We start from the raw sequence: 23,340 nt of genomic DNA on the forward strand, positions 1-23,340 counted from the left end.
ATGGGATATTGAGTTTGTATGTTAAATCCGAACGGTATACAGCGAGCTATGAGGTCAATTTTAGCAAAGTTTTTTAATTCTAATTATTAATAAAATCAGTTTAAAAAGACCTTTATGAAAAGAATTAATTTCTACCTGAGATTATTATTGTTGGCGGTTTTACTTCTGAATTTCAAACAGAATATTCTTGCTGCCGATATCAATCTGGAAATATATACACCATTTACTAAAGTGTCTGTATCTCCCGGAAGTACTGTAAATTATAAATTGGATGTGATTAATAATGGTGATCAAACCATTAAAGAAAACATCAATTTAACAAATATTCCCCGATCGTGGACATATACACTTACTGCAAGTGGTTTAAATATTAATCAGATTGCGGTGTTAGGCAAAGAGAAAAAAACTCTTGATCTGAAGGTGGAAGTGCCTTTTCAGGTGCGAAAAGGATACTACACTTTCTATGCAAAGTTAGGTGATAGAGTAAGTTTGCCTTTAACCATTAATGTTACTACCGCAGGATCAAACGAAACTGAGCTTACCTGTGATCAGAAAAATATGGAAGGAACTTCCAAGTCGAATTTTAATTTTAATGCAGTTCTCAAAAATAAAACACCTAATAAGCAGAATTATGCATTAATGGCAACTCCGCCAAAAGGTTGGACTGTTTTGATTAAGCCAAATCATAAACAGGCAACTTCAACAGAAGTAGATGCAAATGGGACTAAAAATATTTCATATGAAATAAAAGCTCCTTATAATGTTAAAGCCGGCACCTATAAAATACCAGTAAAAGCAATTTCCGGATCCACATCAGCTGAGATGGAACTTGAAGTTGTGATCACAGGAACTTATGAAATGTCGTTTACAACACCCACAGGTTTATTAAGTGCAAAAACAACTGCAGGGGAAGAAAAGAAAATAGAATTACGGGTTAAAAATGCTGGTTCGACTAAACTAAAGGATATAGAGTTGACTGCCAGTAAACCTAAAAATTGGGAGGTTACCTTTGATATTTCAAAAATCGAAAGTCTTGAACCGGGAAGTTCAGCAACAATTTATGCGACCATAAAAGCAGATAAGAAGGCGATTCCTGGAGATTACATAACGAATATAAAAGCAAAAACTGCAGAAACTAACCATGAGTTGTCTTTCAGGATAATGGTTAAAACGCCTATGTTAATGGGATGGTTGGGTATCATCATTATTCTTGCTGCTATTGGGGGTGTTTATTTTTTAGTGCGAAAATTCGGAAGGAGGTAAGTTATGGATGATTCTGTAATCCAATTGAATAATGTTACAAAAAAATATGGTGGTTTCAAGGCAGTAAATCAATTGAGTTTAACCATTAACAAAGGAGAAATATTTGGACTGTTGGGTCCTAATGGTGCCGGAAAATCTACTACCATATTAATGTTAATGGGATTGACTGAGCCATCAGAAGGCCGCGTTCAAGTTTGTGGTATTAATTCAACCACACATCCCATTGAAGTGAAGCGAAAAGTGGGGTATTTACCTGAAGATGTAGGTTTTTATGATGATTGGTCGGGACTGGATAATCTTATTTATACGGCACGTTTAAATGGTTTGAACCCTCAGGATGCTAAGAAAAAAGCAAATGATTTGATGGAACGTGTTGGGTTAAGTACGCAAAAGGATAAAAAAACAGGTAAATATTCCAAGGGGATGCGCCAACGCTTAGGTTTAGCCGATGTTCTGATTAAAAATCCGGAAGTTATCATTTTGGATGAACCTACAACAGGTATCGATCCCAAAGGTGTGCAAGAGTTGTTAAGTCTTATTGTAGAGTTACGAAACGAGCATAATATAACTGTTTTGTTTTCGTCACATAACCTTCATCAGGTTCAGCAGGTGTGCGACAGGGTTGGCATTTTTGTCGAAGGAAAACTTCTGGCAGAAGGTAAGATTGAAGAACTATCAAAGAAACTCTTTACGCACGGAATGTATTTAATTGAACTGGGATTAGATACCGATCATAAAAAAGTGCCGGACAAAGAAGTGTTGCAAAGTTTATTGGAGCCACTCGATGGTATTCAGTCTGTAAAAAAAGAGCAGGAACATTTTGCCATCGAATGTTCATCCGATTTATCATCGGGGATTGCACAGGCGGTAATGAATGCAGATTACAAGCTAAATTATCTGAATAAAAAAGAGTATGGTTTGGATGCCATCTATAACCGGTATTTTGAAGGAGGGCTAAGTCATGTATAAATCACAGACAGTTAGTAATCCGTTCTGGATTATGGTTGGAAAGGAAATATCTGACACTGTTCGTAGCTGGAAATTTTTAATTATGGTTGGACTGGTGTTGTTGACCTGTCTGGGATCGCTGTATACTTCATTAAGTGATTTTACTGAAGCAATAAAAGGAGCCAGTGCTGATGAAGATTTTTTCTTTCTCAAGTTATTTACTCATTCTGATGGTTCAATGCCATCATACATTGTTTTTGTAAGCTTTTTAGGGCCTTTATTGGGTATCAGCATGGGATTTGATAGTGTGAATTCTGAACAAAACAAGGGAACACTTAGTCGGGTGCTGGCACAACCAATCTATCGCGATTATATATTAAATACAAAGTTTACAGCATCTCTGATTGTGTTGAGTTCATTGTTTCTGGCATTGAGTTTCCTTGTTTTAGGTTTTGGTTTAATCTTTTTGGGAATTCCTCCAACAGCTGATGAGTTTTTGCGAATATTCATCTTCTCCATTGTAAGTATTGTTTATGTCGCATTCTGGTTGAATTTGTCCATACTTTTTTCAGTGAAGTTCAGGCAAACAGCAACTTCTGCATTGGCTGGGATATCTATATGGCTGTTTTTTACCATCTTCTATAATATCATTGTCAACTTAATTGCAAAGGGACTGGCACCGGTAAGATTTGTTAGCGAAAATCAGGTTGTTAAGTTTCAGGGATTCATTCAAAACCTGATGCGTTTTAATCCTGGTCAGTTATTTAATGATGCTACCACAACCTTATTAAGGCCATCTATCAGAAGTCTTGGGCCACTAACAACAGAACAAACAATAGGTGCCATACCTAATCCTTTGCCGTTAGGTCAGAGTTTGATGTTGGTATGGCCACAGGTAACAGCATTGATAGGAGGTACTATTCTATTTTTTGCAATTGCCTATACTTTATTTATGCGTCGTGAAATACGCTCAAGATAGATCGCTTTAAATGGTTTCAATTTATGTTGAAGCCATTTAATGTTTAAGTTTTAATTATGATGAATTCTGTAAGTGAAATAATAAATCAAACTAAAAGTAACAATGGACATTTCTGTTAAAAACGTTACAAAAATGTACGGTACTCAAAAAGCTTTGGACAATCTTTCGTTTGAGGTAAAAACAGGAGAGATACTTGGTTTTTTGGGACCCAATGGAGCCGGAAAAACAACCACAATGAAAGCAATAACCTGCTATATATCACCTAATGAAGGAGATATTCTTTTGGGTGGAACTTCTGTGGCTAAATCTCCTGATCTGGTGAAGAAAAGTATTGGGTATTTGCCCGAAAGTAATCCTTTGTATCTGGATATGCCTGTGATGGATTACCTGGCTTTTATTGGTGAATTACAAGGTGTAAGTAAGGAGATTATTGAATTTCAGGTGCAAAAAATGGTTCGTATATGTGGGTTAAACCTGGAAAAACACAAAAAGATAGGCGAGCTATCCAAAGGATTTAAGCAAAGAGTTGGTTTGGCTCAGGCTTTAATTCACGATCCTGAGGTATTGATATTAGATGAACCAACTACGGGACTCGACCCTAACCAGATAATAGAGATTCGTGAATTGATTAAGGAAATAGGAAAGGAGAAGACGGTTATATTAAGTTCTCATATTCTGGCCGAGGTCGAGGCTACCTGCGATCGTGTTTTAATTATCAACAAAGGAAAGATAGTTGCTGATGGTACTCCGGAATCTTTGCGTAAAGAAGCTCAGGGTAAAGAAATTCTTAAAGTAGGTGTGAATGCTAACGACAGGAATGACGTGTTTACATCATTGCAACAATTGCCCGAAGTAGATTTGGTGTCTTTTGTTGATGATAGCAAACTATTTGAAATTGAAAGTAAGGTGGGGATGTCATCTGTAGAATCAATTTTCAGAATGTGTGTTGATAAAGGATGGTTTCTTACACAACTTACTCCCGTTGAAAAGAATCTGGAAGATGTATTTAGAGAACTTACCAAATAACAGAATCAGTATTGCTTAAACAAATACATTATGAAGCAAATTTGGATTATAACTAAAAAAGAACTCAAGGGATATTTCGATTCCCTGATGGCATATATACTAATAGTGGTGTTTTTAGGATTAAGTGGATTTTTTACGTGGTTATATGGCAGTTTTGATGTATTCTATATCAATCAGGCTACCATGCAACCATTTTTTAGTGTTGCCTATTGGACACTGTTTATTTTTATTCCGGCTTTAACCATGAAGCAACTCGCCGAAGAATACAAAACAGGTACCATCGAATTGTTATTGACAAAACCGGTATCAGACTGGCAAGTGGTTACCGGAAAGTTTCTGGCAACCTTTTTGTTGATTGCAACTACTTTGGCATTAACGCTACCATATTATATTTCAATAGCGTCTATTGGTCCCATTGATCATGGCTCTGTATTAACCGGATATCTGGGCTTGCTTTTAATGAGTGCTGCTTATATAAGCCTGGGAATCTTTGCAAGTAGCATTACCTCTAATCAAATTGTGGCATTTTTGTTAGCATTGATTATTGGTGTTTTCTTCCAAATCTTATTTGGAATTATGTCCGGTGCATTTCCGGGAACTATAGGTGATGTGATTTCATACATGGATATGCAATACCACTATCATAGCATTACGCGTGGTGTAATAGATAGTAAGAACATCATCTATTTTGCTACAATCATTATGGCTGGTTTAATGGCCTCTGAACTTTCACTTGTTAAACGAAACATTAACTAATAAGAGTAATCATGATTGATAAACGCAGATTTAATTTATATATCATCCTGGTTGTAGGTATTTTAATACTCGTTAATGTACTTGCCAATAGGTTTTTCTTCCGGATAGATTTTACCGAAGACCAGCGATACACCCTTAGCGAAACAACAAAAGATATACTTAAGGGAATTAACGAGCCGGTAACTGTTACTGCTTATTTTTCAGAAGGTCTTCAGCCACAGTTTGATCAGTTGCGCAAAGATTTCAAAGATCTACTAACAGAATATGCAACCCGCTCTAAGAATCAGGTAGTTTATGAATTTATTAATCCCAATGAAGATCCTGCACAGGAGCAAAAAGCTGTGCAGGAAGGGATTCAGACAGTGATGATTCAGGATAGGGAGAAAGATCAGTCAACGACTAAGAAAGCTTATATGGGAGCTGTGATTCAGATTGGCGAGCAAACAGAGACGATACCTTTTATTCAGCCAGGTGCTCAAATGGAATATGCTTTAACAACAGCAATCAAAAAGATGATTGTGCCGGATAAAGCAGCTATCGGGTTTATAACTGGGCATGGAGAAGCATCTATCAGTGAGATGGTTCAGGTAATGCAGGGGTTAGATGTGTTATATGTACCCGAGGAAGTTATTCTTTCGGATAGTGTTAATTTAAGTAAATATAAAACACTGGCCTGGATCAACCCGCAGGATTCTATTCCATCAGAAGCCTTTAAATATGTGGATGATTATTTAAATCAGGGAGGTAACCTATTTGTAGCTTTCAATAGGGTAGATGCACAGCTGAATAGAGGAATGGGTTTTGCCAAATATACAGGATTGGCGGATTGGTTGAAAAAAAGAGGAATCACTGTAAATGAAGATTTTGTGATAGATGTTACCTGTGGTCAGATTAATGTGCAGCAACATCAGGGTATGTTTACTGTTAATCGTCCAATTAGTTTTCCATATCTGCCTGTACTGTCAAATTTTGCCGATCATCCTGTCACAAAGGGATTAGGTACAATGATGATGCAGTTTGGTAGTTCAATGACTTATAATAATGATTCTACCCGGAGTTTTACTCCATTGGTTTTTACTTCTGATAAATCAGGAACGCAAGCCAGTCCGGTCTATTTCAATATCGATAAACAATGGACTCAAAATGATTTCTCATCTCCTAAGTTGACTGTAGCTGGTTTACTGGAGGAAGGTAATCATAAGATAATAGTAATAAGCGATGGTGATTTAGCCATTAATGGCTCAGGTGAAAATATGCGTCAGGTGCAACCTGATAATGCAAATTTTGTCGTAAATGCTATCGATTTTATGAGTGACGATACTGGACTGATTCAACTCAGAAGTAAGCAGGTTAAGATGCGTCCTTTGGAGCAACTGGAAGATGGAGATAAGAACTTTCTGAAAATTCTCAATTTTGTATTACCACTCATTGTCATTCTTGGTTTTGGTGTTTACCGTTATCAGAAAAGGAAATACGTTCGACTAAAAAGGAAAGGAGAGAGCTATGTTTAGAAAACTGAATATAAAATTACTGGGACTTGTTTTTTTAGGGTTGCTGGTTGTTACTGTACTTGTAAAAGTTATTGATGGCTCAAAGGGTATCAATACTTTAAAAGATAAATTATTTAGTGTAGATGAGACTAAAATAACATCGGTAGTTATTCAACCAAAAATGTTGAATGGCCAGCCTATTGAGTTGAAAAAAGAGAATGATAGCTGGAAAGTGTTATTTGAAGGTAAATCGTATCAGGGTGATAAGAATTTGATTGAAAGTTTAATAAGTCAGGTAAATGGATTAAAGCCATTGCGTCTGGCTGCACAAAGTACAGAAAGATGGGTAAATTATGAACTTACTGATTCATTAGCCACGAAGGTTCAACTAATGGGTTCTGGTGGTGAATTAGCAACATTATATATCGGTAAGTTTTCTTATCAGCAACCTAAACAAACTGCCATGATGCAGCAAAATCCATACATGCAGCAAAGAGGAACAATGACAACCTATGTTCGAAGTGGAAACGATTCGGAAGTATATGCAGTTGCTGGATTTTTGGGTAGTTCAGCAAACAGAGATGCCAATTCTTTCAGGGATAAGACGATTGTGAAAGTGGATAAAGGAAGTATTAATAAGATTGATTTTACTACTCCTGAAACTTCTTTTACCATGGTAAAGAATGAGAATACCTGGATGGTTGATGGAACAGCATTAGATTCAACAGCCGTTGCAAAATATTTAACCGAAATATCATCGTTAAAAGGAACTTCTTTTGTAAATGATAATACAGGTAGTTTCTCTCATAAACTTACCATTTTTTCCGACAATGGAGAGAATATTGAAATAAATGCGATTATTAAGGATGAGGATGTTGTTTTAACTTCAAGTCAAAATTCAGGTTCCGTTTTTAAGGAGAAGAAAGACAGAATTTTTAAGAAGTTATTTGTATTGAAGAGTGATCTGGAAAATAAATAAATTCTATTTTACTTCCATTGAAAACCGTCTCTAATCTGGGACGGTTTTATTGTATCAAGACCATTCATAATGAAAGTATTTTTTATTGTCTTTAGTGGTAATTGTAAATATATTGCGCTTGTGTGTTGATAAATGAAAATAAAAAGTACATATAAGTTACAAATAGAAATAAAAAATCTATTTATATTTACAATCGTTAAACTAAACTATAAAAATATGTCAAAGGAAAGCGTACAACAATTACTGGACAAAGGAGGTGACGATAGACAATTTCGTATTAAGTACGATAACACCTTTTCTGAAGAAAAATTTGTAGACTTAGCCAAAGAAGATGGCTTTGATTTTACAGTTGAAGAATTAAAAGAAGTACTTCGTGAGAATGGCGATAACTTCGAATCTTATGGTAACCCGCCAAAAAAGGGTATTTGGGTATAACTGATCTTGATGATTTAAACGATGGTTTTATACCCACTTATGAAAAAATATTCGGGACCCTTATTGCAGTTATGCATAAAATGGGGCCCGTTTTATTTTATCCAAAAATCACAATTCATCTCAGTGTCATCAACTATTGCACCTAATTTTTTGTAAAAGCTAATTGCATTTTTGTTCCAACCTGATACCTGCCAATGAACCTTTTTACAACTATCAACTTTTGCTTTATCAATAACAGATTCAATCAATTTTTGACCATAACCATTTCCCCGGTAAGCAGGTTTTACATACAAATCATCCATGTATAGCGATTTGCCAGTCCAGGTGTAGTAAGCATAAAAGTAAGTAGCATATCCAATTAACTCTCCTTTATCTTTTTCAAGAACGAATCCATTTACGAAATCCGATTCTTGTTCCATTTGTTCAACTGAATTCTTCATCCTATCAGCCGATTTTTGAAAGGTGGCAAATTCTTTGAACATAGCAATCATTTGGATATAGTCTGTTTTTTGCAATGGCCTTATTTGAATATTCATTTAAGTCTCAGAATTAATAATTACAAAAAATTCATTTAGAATTTAAATCTCTCAAATTTAGTAAAAGAAGCTATGTTATTTATAATATTAATTGCTTAAGAGAGTGCTAATCATATAAATGTTTTAAACTTCAGTTTATGAAGCCATCTGATCCATTAAATTGATATCTATGAGGCCATGTTTCAGACTATAAAATATCAGTTCCATTACATTCTTACAATGTGTCTTTTTTAAAATATTTTCTTTGTGTTTATCAACAGTTCGTTCAGAAATAAAGAAACGATTGCTAATTTCTTTTCTAGATAATCCTGCACAAAACACTTTTAATAATTGAACTTCTCTTTCCGATAATTCAGCAGGTATGCCAGTATAATGTGTAGACACACCACTAACTATTTGTTTTGAGAGTTTAATGATTACTCGGGGAGAGAAATAACTTTCACCCTTAAGTACTGTTTCTGTTGCAGTAACTAAATCTTTAAGAGATGTATCTTTTAGAATATAACCATTTACCCCTGCTTTAATCATATTTTCAATGAACTCAAGACTTTCGCTGGAAGAAATGGCTATAATTTTAATGTCTGGGAATTGCTTTTTTATAAACATTGTTGCAGTAATGCCATCTGTGTCAGGCATTAGTATATCCATGAATATTAAGTCAATTAATTGATCTTTTTCTATGTGTTTGATTATTTCTTTACCATCACTGAACTCAAGAAATTTATATTGAGAACCTGATATTTCTAATGTATATCTAAAACCTTCGCGGAATAAAGGATGATCATCTACAATTGCAAGGGTGTAATTCATAAAACTAGGATTTAATCATTAATTAATGTAATGATTACGTTATAAGCTAGTAACAAATCTTAAGCAATTTGGATCATTGACATGTAAAAAAAACAATAATAATATACATATATATAGATGTATATAGTAAATTTAAGTTCTCATTTTTATTAAAATCGATCTATTTATCATTTAGAAAAGGAAAGTTCTGGTTGTAGCAATGATTATAACAGACGAATACCAAACCTCAATATGTATGTTTATTTTGATGTATGGAATTAGTATGTAAATATTAAATAATTTTGCAAGTGATTAGTTACAGCGAACTTTGTTACGAACCAATGCATATTGTGTATTTCCAATTCTCCATCTGCCAGCTTTTAAATAATTGATGTTATAAACGTTGGTACTTGTTTCGCCATTATCGTACTGTAAAAATACGGCAGGCTGACCTTCGTAGGTAATCAGTTTCCATGTGCCAGTTTCGTGCGAGCTGGATGCGCCACCTGCATATCCGCCATAATTACCCGATACACTGAACGAACCGTCGTAGTTGATCGAAAAACGACCGTTAGGGCAAAAGTTTACATAGGTAATGGAGCTTGCAAGATTGTCGCTAACGTAAGAAGTACGTTGGTAGTATACTAGCTGGCTTCCTGATATCAAATTAAGTAATTCCTGGTTCTGGTTATTTTGTGTTTGGTATTGTGTGTTGTTATTTGTAGCTGTTTGATTATTCTGCTGTAGCTGTTCACTACCTGAATATTGATTTTGATTATTAGCATACTTCTGGCTAAAATCAACCATGTAAGGAGTTAAATCAAGGTTGGCAATGTAATGTACGTCGGCTAGTTTATAGAACGATTCATTACTTCCTGCCGAATTTAATGTAAGGTTGGTTCCCTGTAAGGTAGCCGTAAAGTCAAATGGTCCGTTCATGCCATAAATAGTACCAACCAATTGATTATTATTTAATTGAGCTTTCATGGCAAAGTTGGTGCCAGCAGTAGAAAGCATTCCATGATAATCTTTATCCATTTTTTTAAACTGCAACGATATGTTATTGCTATTATTCATAAATGTACCCTCAAAAGAAGAAGTTTGGGCATTCATCACTAAACTTATCAGCAATACTGTTAATAGGGTCAAAGTCTTTGCCATTTCTTTTTTTTTCTAAAGAAACTATTAATTGGGCTTATTGTTTTAAATAAAACATCTGTTTTTTATTGTTGTGTTAATGTTATTGATATTGCGATTGGTTTCAAATATTTTCGCCTGGTTTATAAAATCTTGTTGTGGGATAAGCAAAATCAATATCAGAATGTTGTTTAAACTGTTGGAGTATATCTTGCCAGATCTCATCTTCAGAACCTCGTCGACGCCTTGGATTACATAAATAACGAATGGTGAGCTCTACACCTGAATCTTTTACTTTTGTATAAATAATAGGGGTAAGATTCTTATAATATATCATATAGTTTTTACTTGCTTCAAAAATATCTTTTTCAGCTCCTTTGCTAATATGCTCAGCATGTTGATTGATGATTTCCTGAAGAATATTTTTTGCTTTCTCCCAATCACTTTCAAATGTAAGCAAAACCGGAATTTCGTTCCAGATGTACTCAAAAGCAGTACTGTAATTAGCTTGCGATTCCAATAATACTTTCCCGTTTGGTATATGTATTATTCTACCTGTGCTTTGGTCGGCATCAACCCAATTACCAATTTCAAGAATGGTAAACTGAAAAAGTCGAATATCGATTACATCACCGGCATGTTGTCCGATCTGAATTCTGTCACCAACGGCAAAAGGTTTACGAAAAGTAATGAAGAACCAGGCTGCCAGATTAGTCAACGGATCTTTTAGAGAAATAGCCAGACCTGCAGAAAATAATCCCAGAAAGGCACCAAACTGTTTGAAAGCATGCATCCATATACCAGCTATCAAAACAAAACCTAAAAGAGGAATAATTATAGATAAAGCTCTTTTCCACTGATAGCGAATCTTAATGTTTTTATTTTGCCGCCAAACTATTTGAAGGATAATTAAGCGAAGTAGCCATAAGATTAGTATGGTTATTACAGATACTATTATTTTATTCAGACTAGCATCGCTGAGTCCGATATGCTCGTTTAAGTAACTCTCAAATGTTTGCATTTTTGTAACTGATAATGATACTATTAAAAGTTACGAAATAGTTTTTGTATTTGCAGATGTGATTTTGTCAATGAATAGGAAGCAAGGAATATTATTCCTCGCTAAAGTGACTTAGAATAATCTTTTTAAGTTTTAGGATATGGAATTTAAGTAGCTTTTTTTACTCGTTCTGCGCGCAATTTAAGCTCATCGTTCATTTGAATAAAACTTTGTTTTGTGTCTTCATACATTTTCTTAGGAAAAAGGTGTATTAAAATACCAGTAAACTTTTCACTTTGTTCCAAAGTAGTACTTCCATCTGTGTTGGTTTTTAGATGAAATTTATGCTCTCCATCAAATAGTCCTTTTAATCCAAGATGGCCTAACCATTTAAATTCGCTATTCTTTTCATACTTTAATATAGTAGGTTTAAATACCATGTTATTCAGCTTAACAGTAATTTGGTTACCGGTTTCCACCTTTCCCGAAAGAGATTTTATAAAAGGATTCCATTCGGGATAACGATCAAAGTCTGTTAAGATTTTCCAGATTAATTCTTTACTTGCATTGATCTGTAATGATGTTTTAATATACTTTGCCATAACGATTAATTTTAGGCAAAGTTGGGGCAAAAATGAGCTGACACTTTTGACAAATGTCAAGAAATCTTTTTATTTCGAATTCTACTAAAAGTTTCTGCCGACATACCTAACATTGATGCAATATATTGAAGGGGTACCTGATTAAATAACTCTTTGTTCTGCTGAAAAAATTGCTCATATCTTTCTTCAGCTGTTAATGAAAGGTGATTAAAAACACGATCTTCCAGTGTAATAAAACATCCGGCAATAAATTGCTTTTCCATTACAGGCCAATTTGGAAGAATCTTATTAAGAAGATTATAATTATCTTTTTCTATGGTGAATAACTTACAGTCGGTCAAGGCCTGCATATTATATCGGGCTCTTTGCTTAAATATAAAACTGTTTAACTCAGTGATAAAATAACCCTTCGTTGAGATCCATTGTGTAACTTCCTTATTATTAAAAGTCGAATATATCCTTACATATCCACTTTGGACAAAACTTAGTTTATCACAATATTGCCCAATTTTTAAAAAGTAATCGCCCTTTTTGAGTTCAGTTTCTTTAAAAAGGGCTGCTACTTTTTGCATATCATCTTCAGAGATACCAAAATAGGTAGTAATGTATTTTTGTAAGTCTTTCATATAATACTATTGTAAGGTTATCCGTTAAAGAGAACATAGCATATTGATCTACTTATTAAATAACATTTACATGATTATTCAGTTTTGGCTTTTCAAATATCTTTTATGAGAATTCTGTTTTTTTCTAAAATGTGTTCCTTTAATCCTGGTTTATAACTTCTTTACGACGGCAGCAAAACCACCACCTTTAGCCATTTTAATAGTTAATTTTTTTGTTGTGTCAACTTCAATTTCACGTTGAACGGCATGCGATGGATATTCATTTGAATCAGCAGCGTCTTCAAATAGAATAGCTTTGTATTTTCCTTCTTTTAAAAAGTCTAAATCGATGGTTAGTTCGCGTTCATCTGCATCAGTCATGCTCCCAATATACCAGTCATCTCCTGAACGGCGTGCTATTGTAAGGTAATTACCGACAGAGGCATTCAGAACTTTAGTATCATCCCAGGTAGTTGGAACAGCCTTCAGAAAATCAATTCCAACTCCATTACGGTACCTGTCAGGAGAATCACAGAATACAGTAAAAGCACTTTCGTAAACAACCGGCATTGCCAGTTGATGACAACGGGTCGACATCACCATTGGAGCTTGATCACTGGCTTTATCTTCGGTTACAAACTGATCAGGTCTTACATTATTAAAAGATACCGGCGTGTAATCCATTTCGCCCAATAATCCACGTGTGAATGGAAGTGTAACGTTATGCTCTGCAGTCACATCGTGGCTCCATTTATTATATTCGTTACCCATTACCCCTTCACGGGTAATCAGGTTAGGATAAGTCCGACTAAAACCTGTTGGTTTATATGCCCCATGAAAATCAACCAGCAAATGATGTTCTGCAGCCTTCTTAACCAGTTTATGATAGTAATTTACCATTTCCTGATCCTGACGATCCATAAAGTCTATCTTAATTCCTGCAACACCCCATTTTTCATATAATGCCAGGGCTTCCTCCATTTGTTTATCCATCGATTTCCAATGTCCCCAAACAATTATTTTAACATTTTTAGAATGAGCATATTTAACCAATTCTTCGATGTTGATTCCGTCAATACAAGTTGTGATATCTGCATCAGTATTTGCATCACCATCTGGCCCAAATGGTTCTCCGTACCATTGCCAGTCTACAATCTGATATTCCCAACCCATTTCAGATGCAAAGTCGATATAATACTTCATTGTTTCCTGATTTGGTCCTAATTCAAAATTGGCGCCAGGCGCATATTTATTGCTCCACCACCAGTCCCAGGCTGAAGCTCCTGGTTGAATCCAGGATATATCGCCCAATGCTACAGGCTCGTTTAAATTAGCGATCAGGTCCGATTCAATTAATTCACCAGGTTTACTAGCCAACATAATGGTTCGCCATGGAGAAAGTGCTGGTGTGTTGCGAATAACACAAACCGAACTATCATTATGAAGTGGAGCTAAATCGGTGGTAACAGTGTTTTTATTTGATTCATCTGTTCGTAAAAAAGCACCAGACCAATCAGTAAGGTTAGCTTCTGTAATAACCACATAATTTTTGTTTGTGGTTTCTACCAATAATGGCATACCGATTAAATGTTGTGGTTGAATATCGCTTATTTTACCTTCTAAAAATGGCTGTTCCTGAGATGATTTATACATTTTGTAATCGGCTTTCCAAACCTTATAATTATCCTTAAATGCAAACTGAGTTTTTTCAGTGGTAATTTCAACTTTAGATAATCCATCTTGTTCAGGGAAACCATATCGAATTGCAACACCGTCGTTGTAGGCGCGAACATACAAATCGATAATTATATTACTTCTTATTTCTTTAAGTTGAAGCTGTATTTCATTAAAATGATCTGTAACTGATTTTCGCTTTCCCCACACACGTTGCCAATTATTATTGACAGTTCTTTTTATTACTTGTGTTACCTCAAAATATTCTAACTTACCAAATTCCTTAAGAGTGATAGCTATTTTAGAATTTTCCAGGACAGTATCGTTGTTAAAAATAACAGAATAATGTAACCCGTTTTCGTTGCTTACAATTGCTTTAACAATGCCATTAGGTGAAGAAATATTTCTCGATTCTGTTGTTTTGCAAGAAAAGAATATAAATAAGCTAATTGCAATAAATAGAAAATGATTGCTTTTTGTCGTGGAAAGAATGGATTTCATAAAAACTGCTTGTTAATAATTGATTTTTATGACTTAAAAGTAAAGGCTGAATTGCTGCTTTCCAAAAGTTTGTTTGGTATTATTCAATCAAATGCCAATGAAATCATTTTCTGATTTCGAGTTCAGAAAGGTCAATTTCTCCTTCCAAAACCATTACAGCATAAATGGGTACACCTTTTTTAAGGACTTTGTCACTAATCTCAAGATTCACAAGGTTATTAAGTAGTTGCCTGTTGGCTTCCTTCCGGTTTTGATTGTTTATTTCTGCCATTCTCATTGATGAAGGAGCTCCTTCTCCAATATCAATATCCAGGTTTTCATAGGTAGCATCTCTGAATATCATCTCAATTAAACCTAAAGGAATTGCTAATAGTCCTAATCCATTTATCTTTTGACGTGCTTTTTTTGCAACCCATTCATTACGTATGGGTGTCAGTTTCTTCCCCTGGTAATAATATTTTAACTGGTAGCCTTTGGTAAATTCAGTACTGGCATTTGTTACTTCAAAACCTATTAAAGAATAATTTTTACGTTTGGCCCAACGTTGCAGTCTTTTGTTATCTGATTTCTGAAGAATATCTTCAAAATATCCATAATAGAGGCTGTCTGAAGAATTAAATTTGATATTGTCAATAGCGACAGACGGTAATTTAGGAATCACCTTATGCGGTGTCGCACATGACGCACAAATATATACAATGCTAAGGATTAAAAAGGTTGGTTTCATGTAATTCAGACAAGTATTGCTTGACTCACACTTATTCTAAACTCAATAAAAAACTGTATTTTTGTCCGCTAATTGCAATTTTTAAAGATTCGATGCAAAAGAAGAAAGTAGTTATAGGTTTATCAGGTGGTGTTGATTCAAGTGTTGCCGCTTATGTGTTGAAGGAGCAAGGGTACGAAGTAATTGGCTTGTTTATGAAAAACTGGCACGATACAACCGGAGTACTGAAGGCTGATTGTCCCTGGCTGGATGATAAATTTGATGCACAGGCTGTGGCAATGAAACTGGGGATTCCTTTTCATGTGGTTGATTTAAGCGATCATTATCGCAAGCGTGTGGTTGACTATATGTTTGCCGAATATGAAAAAGGTCGAACTCCCAACCCTGATGTGCTTTGTAATCGCGAAATTAAATTTGATGTTTTTTTAGATAAAGCATTGGAGTTAGGTGCGGATTATGTAGCTACCGGTCATTATTGCCGTAAAGAAACAATTATTGTAGACGGTAAAGAAGTGCATCGACTTTTAGCCGGAAGCGACGATAATAAAGATCAAAGCTATTTTTTGTGTCAGCTAAGTCAAAAGCAGTTATCAAAAGCAATGTTCCCGATTGGGGATATTGTTAAACCTGAAGTTCGTCGTATTGCCAATGAACTTAAATTGGTGACGGCTCATAAAAAAGACTCTCAGGGAATATGCTTTGTGGGTAAAGTTGATTTACCTGTTTTCTTACAACAAAAACTGGAGCCAAAGCAAGGACGGGTTTTTAATATTGATGCTCATAGCGAATTATTTGTGCGTAATTGGTCAAAAGCAGAAGTTGAGAATCCAACAGACGAAGATCTGATGGAATTATCACAGCCATATGCATTTCATCCTAAATATGGTAAAAAAATTGGAGAGCACAATGGAGCACATTTTTATACTATCGGTCAGCGTAAAGGTTTAAATATAGGAGGTTTTGCCGAGCCATTATTTATCATCGGAACCAATGTTGATTTCAACCAGGTTTATACCGGAATGGGTAAGCAGCATCCGGGATTGTTTCGAAAAGTATTGCGAGTAAATGCTGATGAGATTCATTGGGTACGTGAGGATCTGGAGATGAGAGTAGGGGAGTCGCGACGATTGAAATTGCGTATTCGTTATCGTCAGCCCTTGCAGACAGGTGTGCTTCATAGACGTGAAGCGGGTATGTTTTTGGTTTTTGATCAGCCACAGAGAGGAATCACATCAGGTCAGTTTGCTTCGTGGTACGATGAGGATGAGTTGATTGGTTCAGGAGTGATTAGTTAATCAAGATAAAAGTAGAAAGGCAAAAGATCTAAGTTAAATGTTAAGCTGTTAGTTTGTTGGATGGTTGAATTGTTATTATGAGTAATTCAAATCATCAAATAGTCAACTCATCAACTCAACCGAAAAAATAAAATCTATGAAATCATATAATCCTGAAATGCATACGGCTGAACATGTTTTGAACAGAACCATGGTGAATATGTTTGGTTGTGATCGTTCGTTTTCGAATCATCTTGAAAAGAAAAAGTCGAAGTGTGATTATCATTTTGATCGGGCATTAACACCGGAAGAAGAACAGGTAATTGAAGCAAAGGTGAATGAGGTATTAGCCCAACATCTTGATGTAAATGGTTATGATATTTCGAGGGAAGATGCCCAGACTAAATTTAAACTGGATCGTTTACCTGAAGAGGCAGGTGAAGAGTTAAGAGTTGTTACTGTTGGTAATTATGATGAGTGTTTGTGCATTGGTGATCATGTTGAAAATACAAAACAAGTTGGAGAGTTTATTCTGGGATCTACCAGTTTTGAGGAAGGCGTATTGCGTATAAGATTCAAGCTTAAAAGACCGGTAAATTAAAGTCAGAAGTTCAATTTAAAAGTGATTATCAATTAATCGATGAACCGATTTTTAATTAATTGAAGAATGTTATTAGCAATTCAATTTACTTTTGATTTTTACCTTTATCTTAAAATAATGTCATTTGACTATTGAGTTCCGGTTGATAAAACTTCATTTTAGTTGAGATACCGTATTTAAAGCAGGTACTTTTAAAAATTTCCTGTAATCTTTTCCCATTAGGTGAACCACATCCGTAATTATCACCAAATGTAGAAGTGTACTTTTCTTTTATTCCAGGAAATTCCTTATCAAGCTTCTTATAGAAATATTCCCGCTGACCTTCACGAATGGTCATTCCCATTGATGCAATAATATAAGCAGCATTATTCTCTGCCGCCAGTTCAACCAATTGCCGTATATTTTCTTCGGTATCGTTAATAAAAGGCAGAATTGGCATAAGCGTTATACCTGCATATATTCCTTCTTTTCGCAATTGATTAAGTGCTGCAAATCTTTCTGAAGATGTGGGAGCGTTAGGTTCTATTTGTTTAGCTAGATCATCATCAGCTGTAGTAATAGTTATACTAACAGCCGAGTACACTTTTCCAATTTCTTTTAGCAGATCAATATCACGGGTAACCAATGTGCCTTTAGTTATAATATGCACTGGAAATTTATGATGAGCGACAATTTGCAGTGCCTTCCGGGTTAATTGTTGTTTTGCTTCAATGGGCATGTAACAATCATTCATTGATCCAAAACTAATAGTCCCTCTTTTCTTTTTCGATCGTAATTCTTTATGAAGTAATTCAAGAGCGTTACCTTTTATTTGAATGGTGTCGAAATCCTGAATTTGGTAGCATGTGCTTCGTGAATCACAATAAATACAACCATGCGAACATCCTCTGTAAAGATTCAGATTATATGAATTGCCAAACCAATGATCAGGCTGTTTTACTGTGCCTAATATCGTTTTTGCCTTGATTATTTCAGTCATCAGAAAAACTGACTATTTAAACATGCCCGGATAAATAAACCATTCAGGTGTTCCTTCACGTGCATTAATATCAGCCCAGTTATCTACATCGAATGTGATGGATGTTGTTGCACAGGTTGGGAAATGGTAATAGTCTCCATCGCTCAGATTGATACCTAACATCGCTATTTCCGGATTATGGCCAACCACCATAACCGTTTCGTAGTTGTTATATTTTTCAAGAAAACTTAGAAATTCAGAAGTTGTGTAACCATCGTAAATAAAACGCTGAAATTCAATCTGCTCTTCATCGTAAGTAATATGCTTAGCAATGTGTTTGGCTGTTTGTTTGGCGCGTTTGGCCGAACTGGACACGATCCAATCAGGTTTAACGCCCATTTTATTCAGCTTTTGCGCAATAATCTCACTATCGTCAAAACCCCTGGCTTTGAGTTCACGCTGATAATCTGTTTTGGAGCTTCCAAAGTCTAGTTGTTCTGTTTTGGCATGTCGAACTAAGATCAATCGTTTCATTCTTTTGTGGGTTTGGTTTCGGATTTCTGTTCGTGTTTTTCTCTAATGGCCTCGTCCTTTTCTAATAGATATTTGTATGTACTAACCTGAGCACGTAACGGAGGCCTGTCACTTGGGTCAAGTATATTATTCAGGTTGGCATCGATACGACGAACTTTAACATTGTCATTAAGTTGCATTTCCAGTATATCAAGTATCTCATTCTTTAAATCATCATTCTCAATAGGGAAAGCAGTTTCGATTCGTCGGTTAATATTACGATTCAGCCAATCTGCTGATGATAAAAACATTTCCTTTTGTCCATCGTTACCGAAAACCCAGATACGAGGATGCTCCAGATAACTGTCAACCAAGCGTAAAACCCTAATGTTTCTACTGTACGATTTATCTGGGACCAAACAGCAGATGCCTCTTACAATTAAGTCGATCTTTACACCCGCTCTGCTTGCCTCATAAAGTTTATTGATGAGGTTTTTGTTTTGAATGCCGTTCATCTTAAGTAAGATATATCCTTTTTTGCCGGTTTTGGCAAGTTCAATCTCACGATTGATTCGGTCCATAATATTCTTCCGAAGATTGATCTTTGTTACCAGTAGCTTGTTGAGATGAGGTTTAGTTCTTTGATTACTTAAGTATTTAAATACATTCTCCATGTCATCAAGATACTCATCGTTACAGGTGAAGAATCCATGGTCGGTATAAAGACGGGCGGTTTTTTCATTAAAATTACCGGTACTTAAGTAGGCAAATGAGCGTTTTCTTACGCCATTGGCTCTTCTTAAAACAAGTGCCATTTTAGCATGAACTTTAAGTCCCGGGATGCTGTAAATTATTTTAATTCCGGCACGTTCCATCTGTTGAGCAAAATAGATATTGTTCTCCTCATCAAAACGGGCTTTAACTTCAACAAAAACCGTTACTTTTTTATTGTTATGGGCAGCTGCAATCAATGCACTTACAACTTCAGAGTTGTTGGCAACCCTGTATTGAGTAAGCTTTATTTCTTCTACTTTTGGGTCGGTTGCAGCTTCGTGTAAAAACTGAATGACATATTTGAACGAATGATATGGATAATGTAAAACACGTTCTTTTCGCTTGATAGCCTCAAACATCGAACCGGCTTCCTCTAGTTCAAAAGGAAGAATGGCTTTGGGTGCATTCCATACCAAATGAGGTGTATGATGTGTCGGAAATGTAAAAAAATCGTGTGAGTTAAGATAACTACCTGTGGCTACCAATTCATTTGAATTAATATCAAAAGTATCCTGTAAGTAATGCAATAAGTCGACAGGAATATTTCTGTCGTGCAAAAAGCCTGCAGGTTTACCAATTTTTCGCTTGGCTAGGTTTTCCTTAATTCGCTCAATCAAATCTCCACCAAATTCATCTTCAATGCCTAAATCTGCGTCACGGGCCAGTTTTATTCCCCAGCTTCCAACAACATCAAAACCAGGAAATAACTCCTGTAAATTATATCTGATTACATCATCTAAAAAAACAATGTGATGTTGATTGTCAGCTTTAGGCAATTCAACAAAACGCGGAGCATCGCTGGTTGGAAGTTTTATCAGAGCATATCGGGGCTTGCGATACTTTTTAGATTCTTCATTTTTAGTTTTCTTAAAAAGCTTGATAGCTAAATATAATCTATTGTCTCTTAAGAAGGTACGTGTCCCTTTGTTCAATAGAACGGGCTGTACGTAAGGCGTTAGTTCTGTATCGAAAAACTCCCTGATGAACTTAAGATGACTGGGATGTGTAGGATAGCTTTTATAATGAAGAATTAGTCCATTCAGATGCATCTGAGGCAAAATGGATTCTTTCAAAATCTGACTAAAATCAAGCCAGTGCTTAGCAACGATAGAGTTGATTTTTTCCAATGTTTTTTCTGCATCAGGAATATCAGGGAAACTCTGGGGATCAGCTGCTGCATTGCGATATTCAGCAACTCTTACCTTATAAAATTCATCCAGGTTATTGGAATAAATTGCCATGAACTTAATACGTTCGAATAGGGGTAAGCTATCATCTTTTGCTTCTTCCAAAACCCGATGATTAAATGATAGCCAGCTGATGTCACGATTGAAAAAATGTTGGGTCATATTCACTCAATTGATAGGCATTAAATTTATAAAAAAAAGCCCTATTTTTAAGCATTCTTTGTGTTGTATTTAGCTTGATTAATGAAAAGAATTGGTCTTTTATCTGATACTCACTCATATTTTGACGCGCGATTTAAAGAATTGTTCAAAGATGTGGACGAGATTTGGCATGCTGGTGATTTAGGTGATATAAAAGTTCTGGATGAGATGAGAGCATTTAAACCCGTAAGGGCGGTATATGGCAATATCGACGATTCTGTTATTAGGCAGGAGTTGGATGAAGTGCTTGAATTTGAATGCGAAGGCCTGCAGGTGTATCTTATTCACATAGGTGGTTATCCGGGAAAGTATGAAAAACGGGTTAAAGCTGAATTAATAAAAAAGAGGCCCAAGCTTTTTATAACCGGGCACTCTCATATACTTAAGGTTATGTATGATAAAAATCTGGACCTTCTGCATCTGAATCCTGGTGCTGCAGGTCGTTCAGGATTCCATGCGGTTAGAACAGCACTTCGATTCACCATAGATGGTAATGATATTAAAGACATGGAGGTTATTGAATTGGGACCTAAAACAGCTAAATAACATTTATCAGCTTACTGTCTGAGTAATTTTAAAGATAAAACTTCCGGATTGGTAAGTTCGAGTTTCAGTAAGCTACTTTGACTGGCTCTTACAGGGCAGATGTCGATACCGCCACGACGAGTATAGATACAAGCTACCATTAATTCCTCAGGTTTGAACAAATTCCAAAGACGTGTGTAAATCATTTCGCAAATCTCTTCGTGAAAATGATTTTCGTTGCGGATAGAAACCAGATATTGAAGCAGACTCATTTTGTCTGGTGTTTGTTCTCCTTTAAGATAAATGTAGGCAGATCCCCAATCGGGTTGATTGGTAATTTTACAGTTGCTGCGTAATAGGTGAGAGCCTACTTTTAATTCTTTATTTGAAGCATACTTTAATAATTCTGGAGCCTCATTAAAATGATCAAAACTAATTTCTGATGCAATAGGTTCATCTTCTAATACTTGGTAAGTTGTAAAATCAAAAGGACTGTTTGTTTCAAGCTTGTCGAAAAACGAAACCTGAACTTCTGTTTTTAAAGTCCGATCCAAATCTTTTTTAATGATATTAGTTACCAGCTTGATCCCTTCCTTTGGATTGCATCCATAGCGTTCCATGTTAAAGGAATTTAGATATAGTTTTAATGATTTACTTTCGACTAAAAACTCATTATCTGATGGATAAACTAGTTTTAATAAACCTGTAACAGGTAACCCTTTTTCAGTAAGAAAACTCAATTCATAAGCATGCCAAACATCCAAACCAACAAACGGCAGGTTGTTTTCCTGCAAACCATATTGCTCACGGTTTAGTTGACGAGGTACAGCCACCAACATTTCGGGTGCATAATGTTGAGGGTAGGTAACTTGTTTGCCTAGGAATTTATCTTCAGACATATTATAAGTTGTTAGAGATTAGAACGCTTCGCTTTTAGTAGATAGAGGCTGGAAGCTAATAGCTAACAGCTAGCGGCTTTATGTCAAACTCCGCTTTTTGATCCGAATAAATCGATATGCACACGTGGACTGTAACGCCAGCCGTTGGCAATGCTCATCTCAAGAACCATTGGAGCCGACTTGGCTATTTCTTCCCGGGTGGCTCCTAAGGGCATCAGCAGAATATCATTTGAATGATAATCGGCTAATTGATCCAGGTATTCGCTTTGAATCTCTTTATAATCTTCTGTTTTTCCAATCACAAATTTCAACTGTAATTCCTTATCTGATTGATTACAAATGTCGATGTAGGATTGTAGTGCGCCAATATTACGGCGCTTATCGGCATGAAACTTAAACGGTCCGGCATCTTTAAGGTTGTAAGAGGCTAGCTTTTCTGAATTGGGCTCTGAATTTCGTAATTTCGGAGAAATACTAAACAGATCAACCCACTGAGCAACTTCGCTATCGAATAATGTTCCATTGCTTTCTATTGTGATATGGAGATTCAACTCTTCTTTTATTTTTTGGCAAAGAAGAGCTAAAGGTTTCTTTTGTAACAAAGGTTCGCCACCGGTAACTACAACATGCTTAACAGAGCCCATGTTGTGTTTCAGCCATTGAACTATCTCATCCACTTCCATTTCTATGGTTTGATCGGGATGAAAAGAAGCATATGTAGTGTCGCAACGGCAATAGCTTCCGTCTTCCATTTGCCAGATGCAACGAAGGTTACAACTCGATAAACGAATAAATAGTGAGGGTACACCTGCCAGCTTTCCTTCTCCCTGAATAGTTCCCGGCATTAGTAAGCCTGTCTTGGGCTGATCGCTTAACGGATTACCATTTTTATCTTTCACAACCGGAAAAACTCCTTCGTTGGCTAAAACCAATTTACTCATCTTCACTTAAAATGCTTACG

Annotated in this window: 24 protein-coding genes; 11 read left to right on the forward strand and 13 right to left on the reverse strand. The window is 35.7% G+C overall.

Going from position 1 to position 23,340, the window contains the following annotated elements; translation table 11 throughout:
• Positions 1–114 precede the first annotated feature (114 nt).
• From ACRD62_RS13755 to ACRD62_RS13790, 8 genes are all read left to right on the forward strand, one after another.
• The gene (locus ACRD62_RS13755) at positions 115–1,263 is read left to right on the forward strand and encodes a COG1470 family protein (RefSeq protein WP_430820681.1); all 1,149 of its coding nucleotides are present in this window, start codon (positions 115–117) and stop codon (positions 1,261–1,263) included.
• A 3-nt stretch (positions 1,264–1,266) separates the two neighbouring features.
• Positions 1,267–2,232 carry an ABC transporter ATP-binding protein gene (locus ACRD62_RS13760; RefSeq protein ID WP_430820682.1) on the forward strand — a complete coding sequence of 322 codons (966 nt, stop codon included), beginning with the start codon at positions 1,267–1,269 and terminating at the stop codon, positions 2,230–2,232.
• Entirely contained in the window at positions 2,225–3,190 is a 966-nt protein-coding gene (locus ACRD62_RS13765) for an ABC transporter permease (RefSeq protein ID WP_430820683.1), read from the forward strand. The genes ACRD62_RS13760 and ACRD62_RS13765 overlap by 8 nt, the downstream gene beginning before the upstream one ends.
• A 102-nt stretch (positions 3,191–3,292) precedes the next feature.
• Entirely contained in the window at positions 3,293–4,216 is a 924-nt protein-coding gene (locus ACRD62_RS13770) for an ATP-binding cassette domain-containing protein (RefSeq protein WP_430820684.1), read from the forward strand.
• A gap of 30 nt (positions 4,217–4,246) precedes the next feature.
• On the forward strand, positions 4,247–4,972 hold the full coding sequence (locus ACRD62_RS13775; protein WP_430820686.1) for an ABC transporter permease subunit: 726 nt from the start codon (positions 4,247–4,249) through the stop codon (positions 4,970–4,972).
• An 11-nt stretch (positions 4,973–4,983) separates the two neighbouring features.
• Positions 4,984–6,483 (forward strand): GldG family protein, encoded by a 1,500-nt coding sequence (locus ACRD62_RS13780; protein ID WP_430820687.1) that lies wholly within the window; start codon positions 4,984–4,986, stop codon positions 6,481–6,483.
• Entirely contained in the window at positions 6,476–7,441 is a 966-nt protein-coding gene (locus ACRD62_RS13785) for a DUF4340 domain-containing protein (RefSeq protein WP_430820688.1), read from the forward strand. The genes ACRD62_RS13780 and ACRD62_RS13785 overlap by 8 nt, the downstream gene beginning before the upstream one ends.
• Before the next feature lie 216 nt (positions 7,442–7,657).
• Positions 7,658–7,876 (forward strand): Nif11-like leader peptide family natural product precursor, encoded by a 219-nt coding sequence (locus tag ACRD62_RS13790; protein ID WP_430820689.1) that lies wholly within the window; start codon positions 7,658–7,660, stop codon positions 7,874–7,876.
• A gap of 92 nt (positions 7,877–7,968) precedes the next feature.
• Here ACRD62_RS13790 and ACRD62_RS13795 read toward each other — a convergent pair whose 3' ends face one another.
• The 8 genes from ACRD62_RS13795 to ACRD62_RS13830 form a co-directional block, all read right to left on the reverse strand.
• Positions 7,969–8,412: a GNAT family N-acetyltransferase gene (locus ACRD62_RS13795; RefSeq protein WP_430820690.1), complete on the reverse strand. Its 444-nt coding sequence runs from the start codon at positions 8,410–8,412 to the stop codon at positions 7,969–7,971.
• 135 nt (positions 8,413–8,547) lie between these two features.
• Positions 8,548–9,222, reverse strand: a complete 675-nt coding sequence (locus ACRD62_RS13800; RefSeq protein ID WP_430820691.1) for a response regulator — start codon at positions 9,220–9,222, stop codon at positions 8,548–8,550.
• A 291-nt stretch (positions 9,223–9,513) separates the two neighbouring features.
• Positions 9,514–10,362, reverse strand: a complete 849-nt coding sequence (locus ACRD62_RS13805) for a hypothetical protein (RefSeq protein WP_430820692.1) — start codon at positions 10,360–10,362, stop codon at positions 9,514–9,516.
• 100 nt (positions 10,363–10,462) lie between these two features.
• Complete coding sequence (locus ACRD62_RS13810) at positions 10,463–11,359, reverse strand: mechanosensitive ion channel family protein (protein WP_430820693.1); 897 nt, start codon at positions 11,357–11,359, stop codon at positions 10,463–10,465.
• A 146-nt stretch (positions 11,360–11,505) separates the two neighbouring features.
• Positions 11,506–11,940, reverse strand: a complete 435-nt coding sequence (locus ACRD62_RS13815; RefSeq protein WP_430820694.1) for an SRPBCC family protein — start codon at positions 11,938–11,940, stop codon at positions 11,506–11,508.
• Positions 11,941–11,996: 56 nt separating this feature from the next.
• Positions 11,997–12,566 (reverse strand): Crp/Fnr family transcriptional regulator, encoded by a 570-nt coding sequence (locus tag ACRD62_RS13820; protein WP_430820695.1) that lies wholly within the window; start codon positions 12,564–12,566, stop codon positions 11,997–11,999.
• A 150-nt stretch (positions 12,567–12,716) separates the two neighbouring features.
• Positions 12,717–14,720, reverse strand: coding sequence for a glycoside hydrolase family 97 protein (locus tag ACRD62_RS13825; RefSeq protein ID WP_430820696.1), 2,004 nt, complete (start codon positions 14,718–14,720; stop codon positions 12,717–12,719).
• 103 nt (positions 14,721–14,823) lie between these two features.
• Positions 14,824–15,447: a hypothetical protein gene (locus tag ACRD62_RS13830; RefSeq protein ID WP_430820697.1), complete on the reverse strand. Its 624-nt coding sequence runs from the start codon at positions 15,445–15,447 to the stop codon at positions 14,824–14,826.
• Between the two features lie 92 nt (positions 15,448–15,539).
• Here ACRD62_RS13830 and mnmA point away from each other — a divergent pair, with 92 nt between their 5' ends.
• Together mnmA and ACRD62_RS13840 are read left to right on the forward strand one after the other, a co-directional pair.
• A complete protein-coding gene (gene mnmA / locus ACRD62_RS13835) occupies positions 15,540–16,742 on the forward strand; it encodes a tRNA 2-thiouridine(34) synthase MnmA (RefSeq protein WP_430820698.1) in 1,203 nt (400 codons plus the stop codon).
• Between the two features lie 136 nt (positions 16,743–16,878).
• Positions 16,879–17,322 (forward strand): alanyl-tRNA editing protein, encoded by a 444-nt coding sequence (locus ACRD62_RS13840; RefSeq protein ID WP_430820699.1) that lies wholly within the window; start codon positions 16,879–16,881, stop codon positions 17,320–17,322.
• Between the two features lie 109 nt (positions 17,323–17,431).
• Here the strand turns inward: ACRD62_RS13840 and ACRD62_RS13845 are convergent, their stop codons facing one another.
• From ACRD62_RS13845 to ppk1, 3 genes are read right to left on the reverse strand one after another with little or no spacing between them, the layout of a single operon-like run.
• Complete coding sequence (locus ACRD62_RS13845; RefSeq protein WP_430820700.1) at positions 17,432–18,301, reverse strand: SPL family radical SAM protein; 870 nt, start codon at positions 18,299–18,301, stop codon at positions 17,432–17,434.
• A 12-nt stretch (positions 18,302–18,313) separates the two neighbouring features.
• The gene (locus ACRD62_RS13850; RefSeq protein ID WP_430820701.1) at positions 18,314–18,814 is read right to left on the reverse strand and encodes a SixA phosphatase family protein; all 501 of its coding nucleotides are present in this window, start codon (positions 18,812–18,814) and stop codon (positions 18,314–18,316) included.
• Complete coding sequence (gene ppk1 / locus ACRD62_RS13855; RefSeq protein WP_430820702.1) at positions 18,811–20,916, reverse strand: polyphosphate kinase 1; 2,106 nt, start codon at positions 20,914–20,916, stop codon at positions 18,811–18,813. Before ppk1 ends, ACRD62_RS13850 begins: the two co-directional genes overlap by 4 nt.
• An 81-nt stretch (positions 20,917–20,997) precedes the next feature.
• Here ppk1 and ACRD62_RS13860 point away from each other — a divergent pair, with 81 nt between their 5' ends.
• Complete coding sequence (locus ACRD62_RS13860) at positions 20,998–21,501, forward strand: metallophosphoesterase family protein (RefSeq protein ID WP_430820703.1); 504 nt, start codon at positions 20,998–21,000, stop codon at positions 21,499–21,501.
• A gap of 11 nt (positions 21,502–21,512) precedes the next feature.
• On the opposite strand, the gene ACRD62_RS13865 is transcribed toward ACRD62_RS13860, so the two are convergent.
• Together ACRD62_RS13865 and ACRD62_RS13870 are read right to left on the reverse strand one after the other, a co-directional pair.
• The gene (locus tag ACRD62_RS13865) at positions 21,513–22,379 is read right to left on the reverse strand and encodes an NADPH-dependent 7-cyano-7-deazaguanine reductase QueF (RefSeq protein ID WP_430820704.1); all 867 of its coding nucleotides are present in this window, start codon (positions 22,377–22,379) and stop codon (positions 21,513–21,515) included.
• A gap of 83 nt (positions 22,380–22,462) precedes the next feature.
• Positions 22,463–23,320, reverse strand: coding sequence for a 7-carboxy-7-deazaguanine synthase QueE (locus ACRD62_RS13870; RefSeq protein ID WP_430820705.1), 858 nt, complete (start codon positions 23,318–23,320; stop codon positions 22,463–22,465).
• Between the last annotated feature and the right edge of the window lie 20 nt (positions 23,321–23,340).

Source organism: Carboxylicivirga caseinilyticus (assembly GCF_050589785.1).
In the GTDB taxonomy this organism is placed as follows: domain Bacteria; phylum Bacteroidota; class Bacteroidia; order Bacteroidales; family Marinilabiliaceae; genus Carboxylicivirga; species Carboxylicivirga caseinilyticus.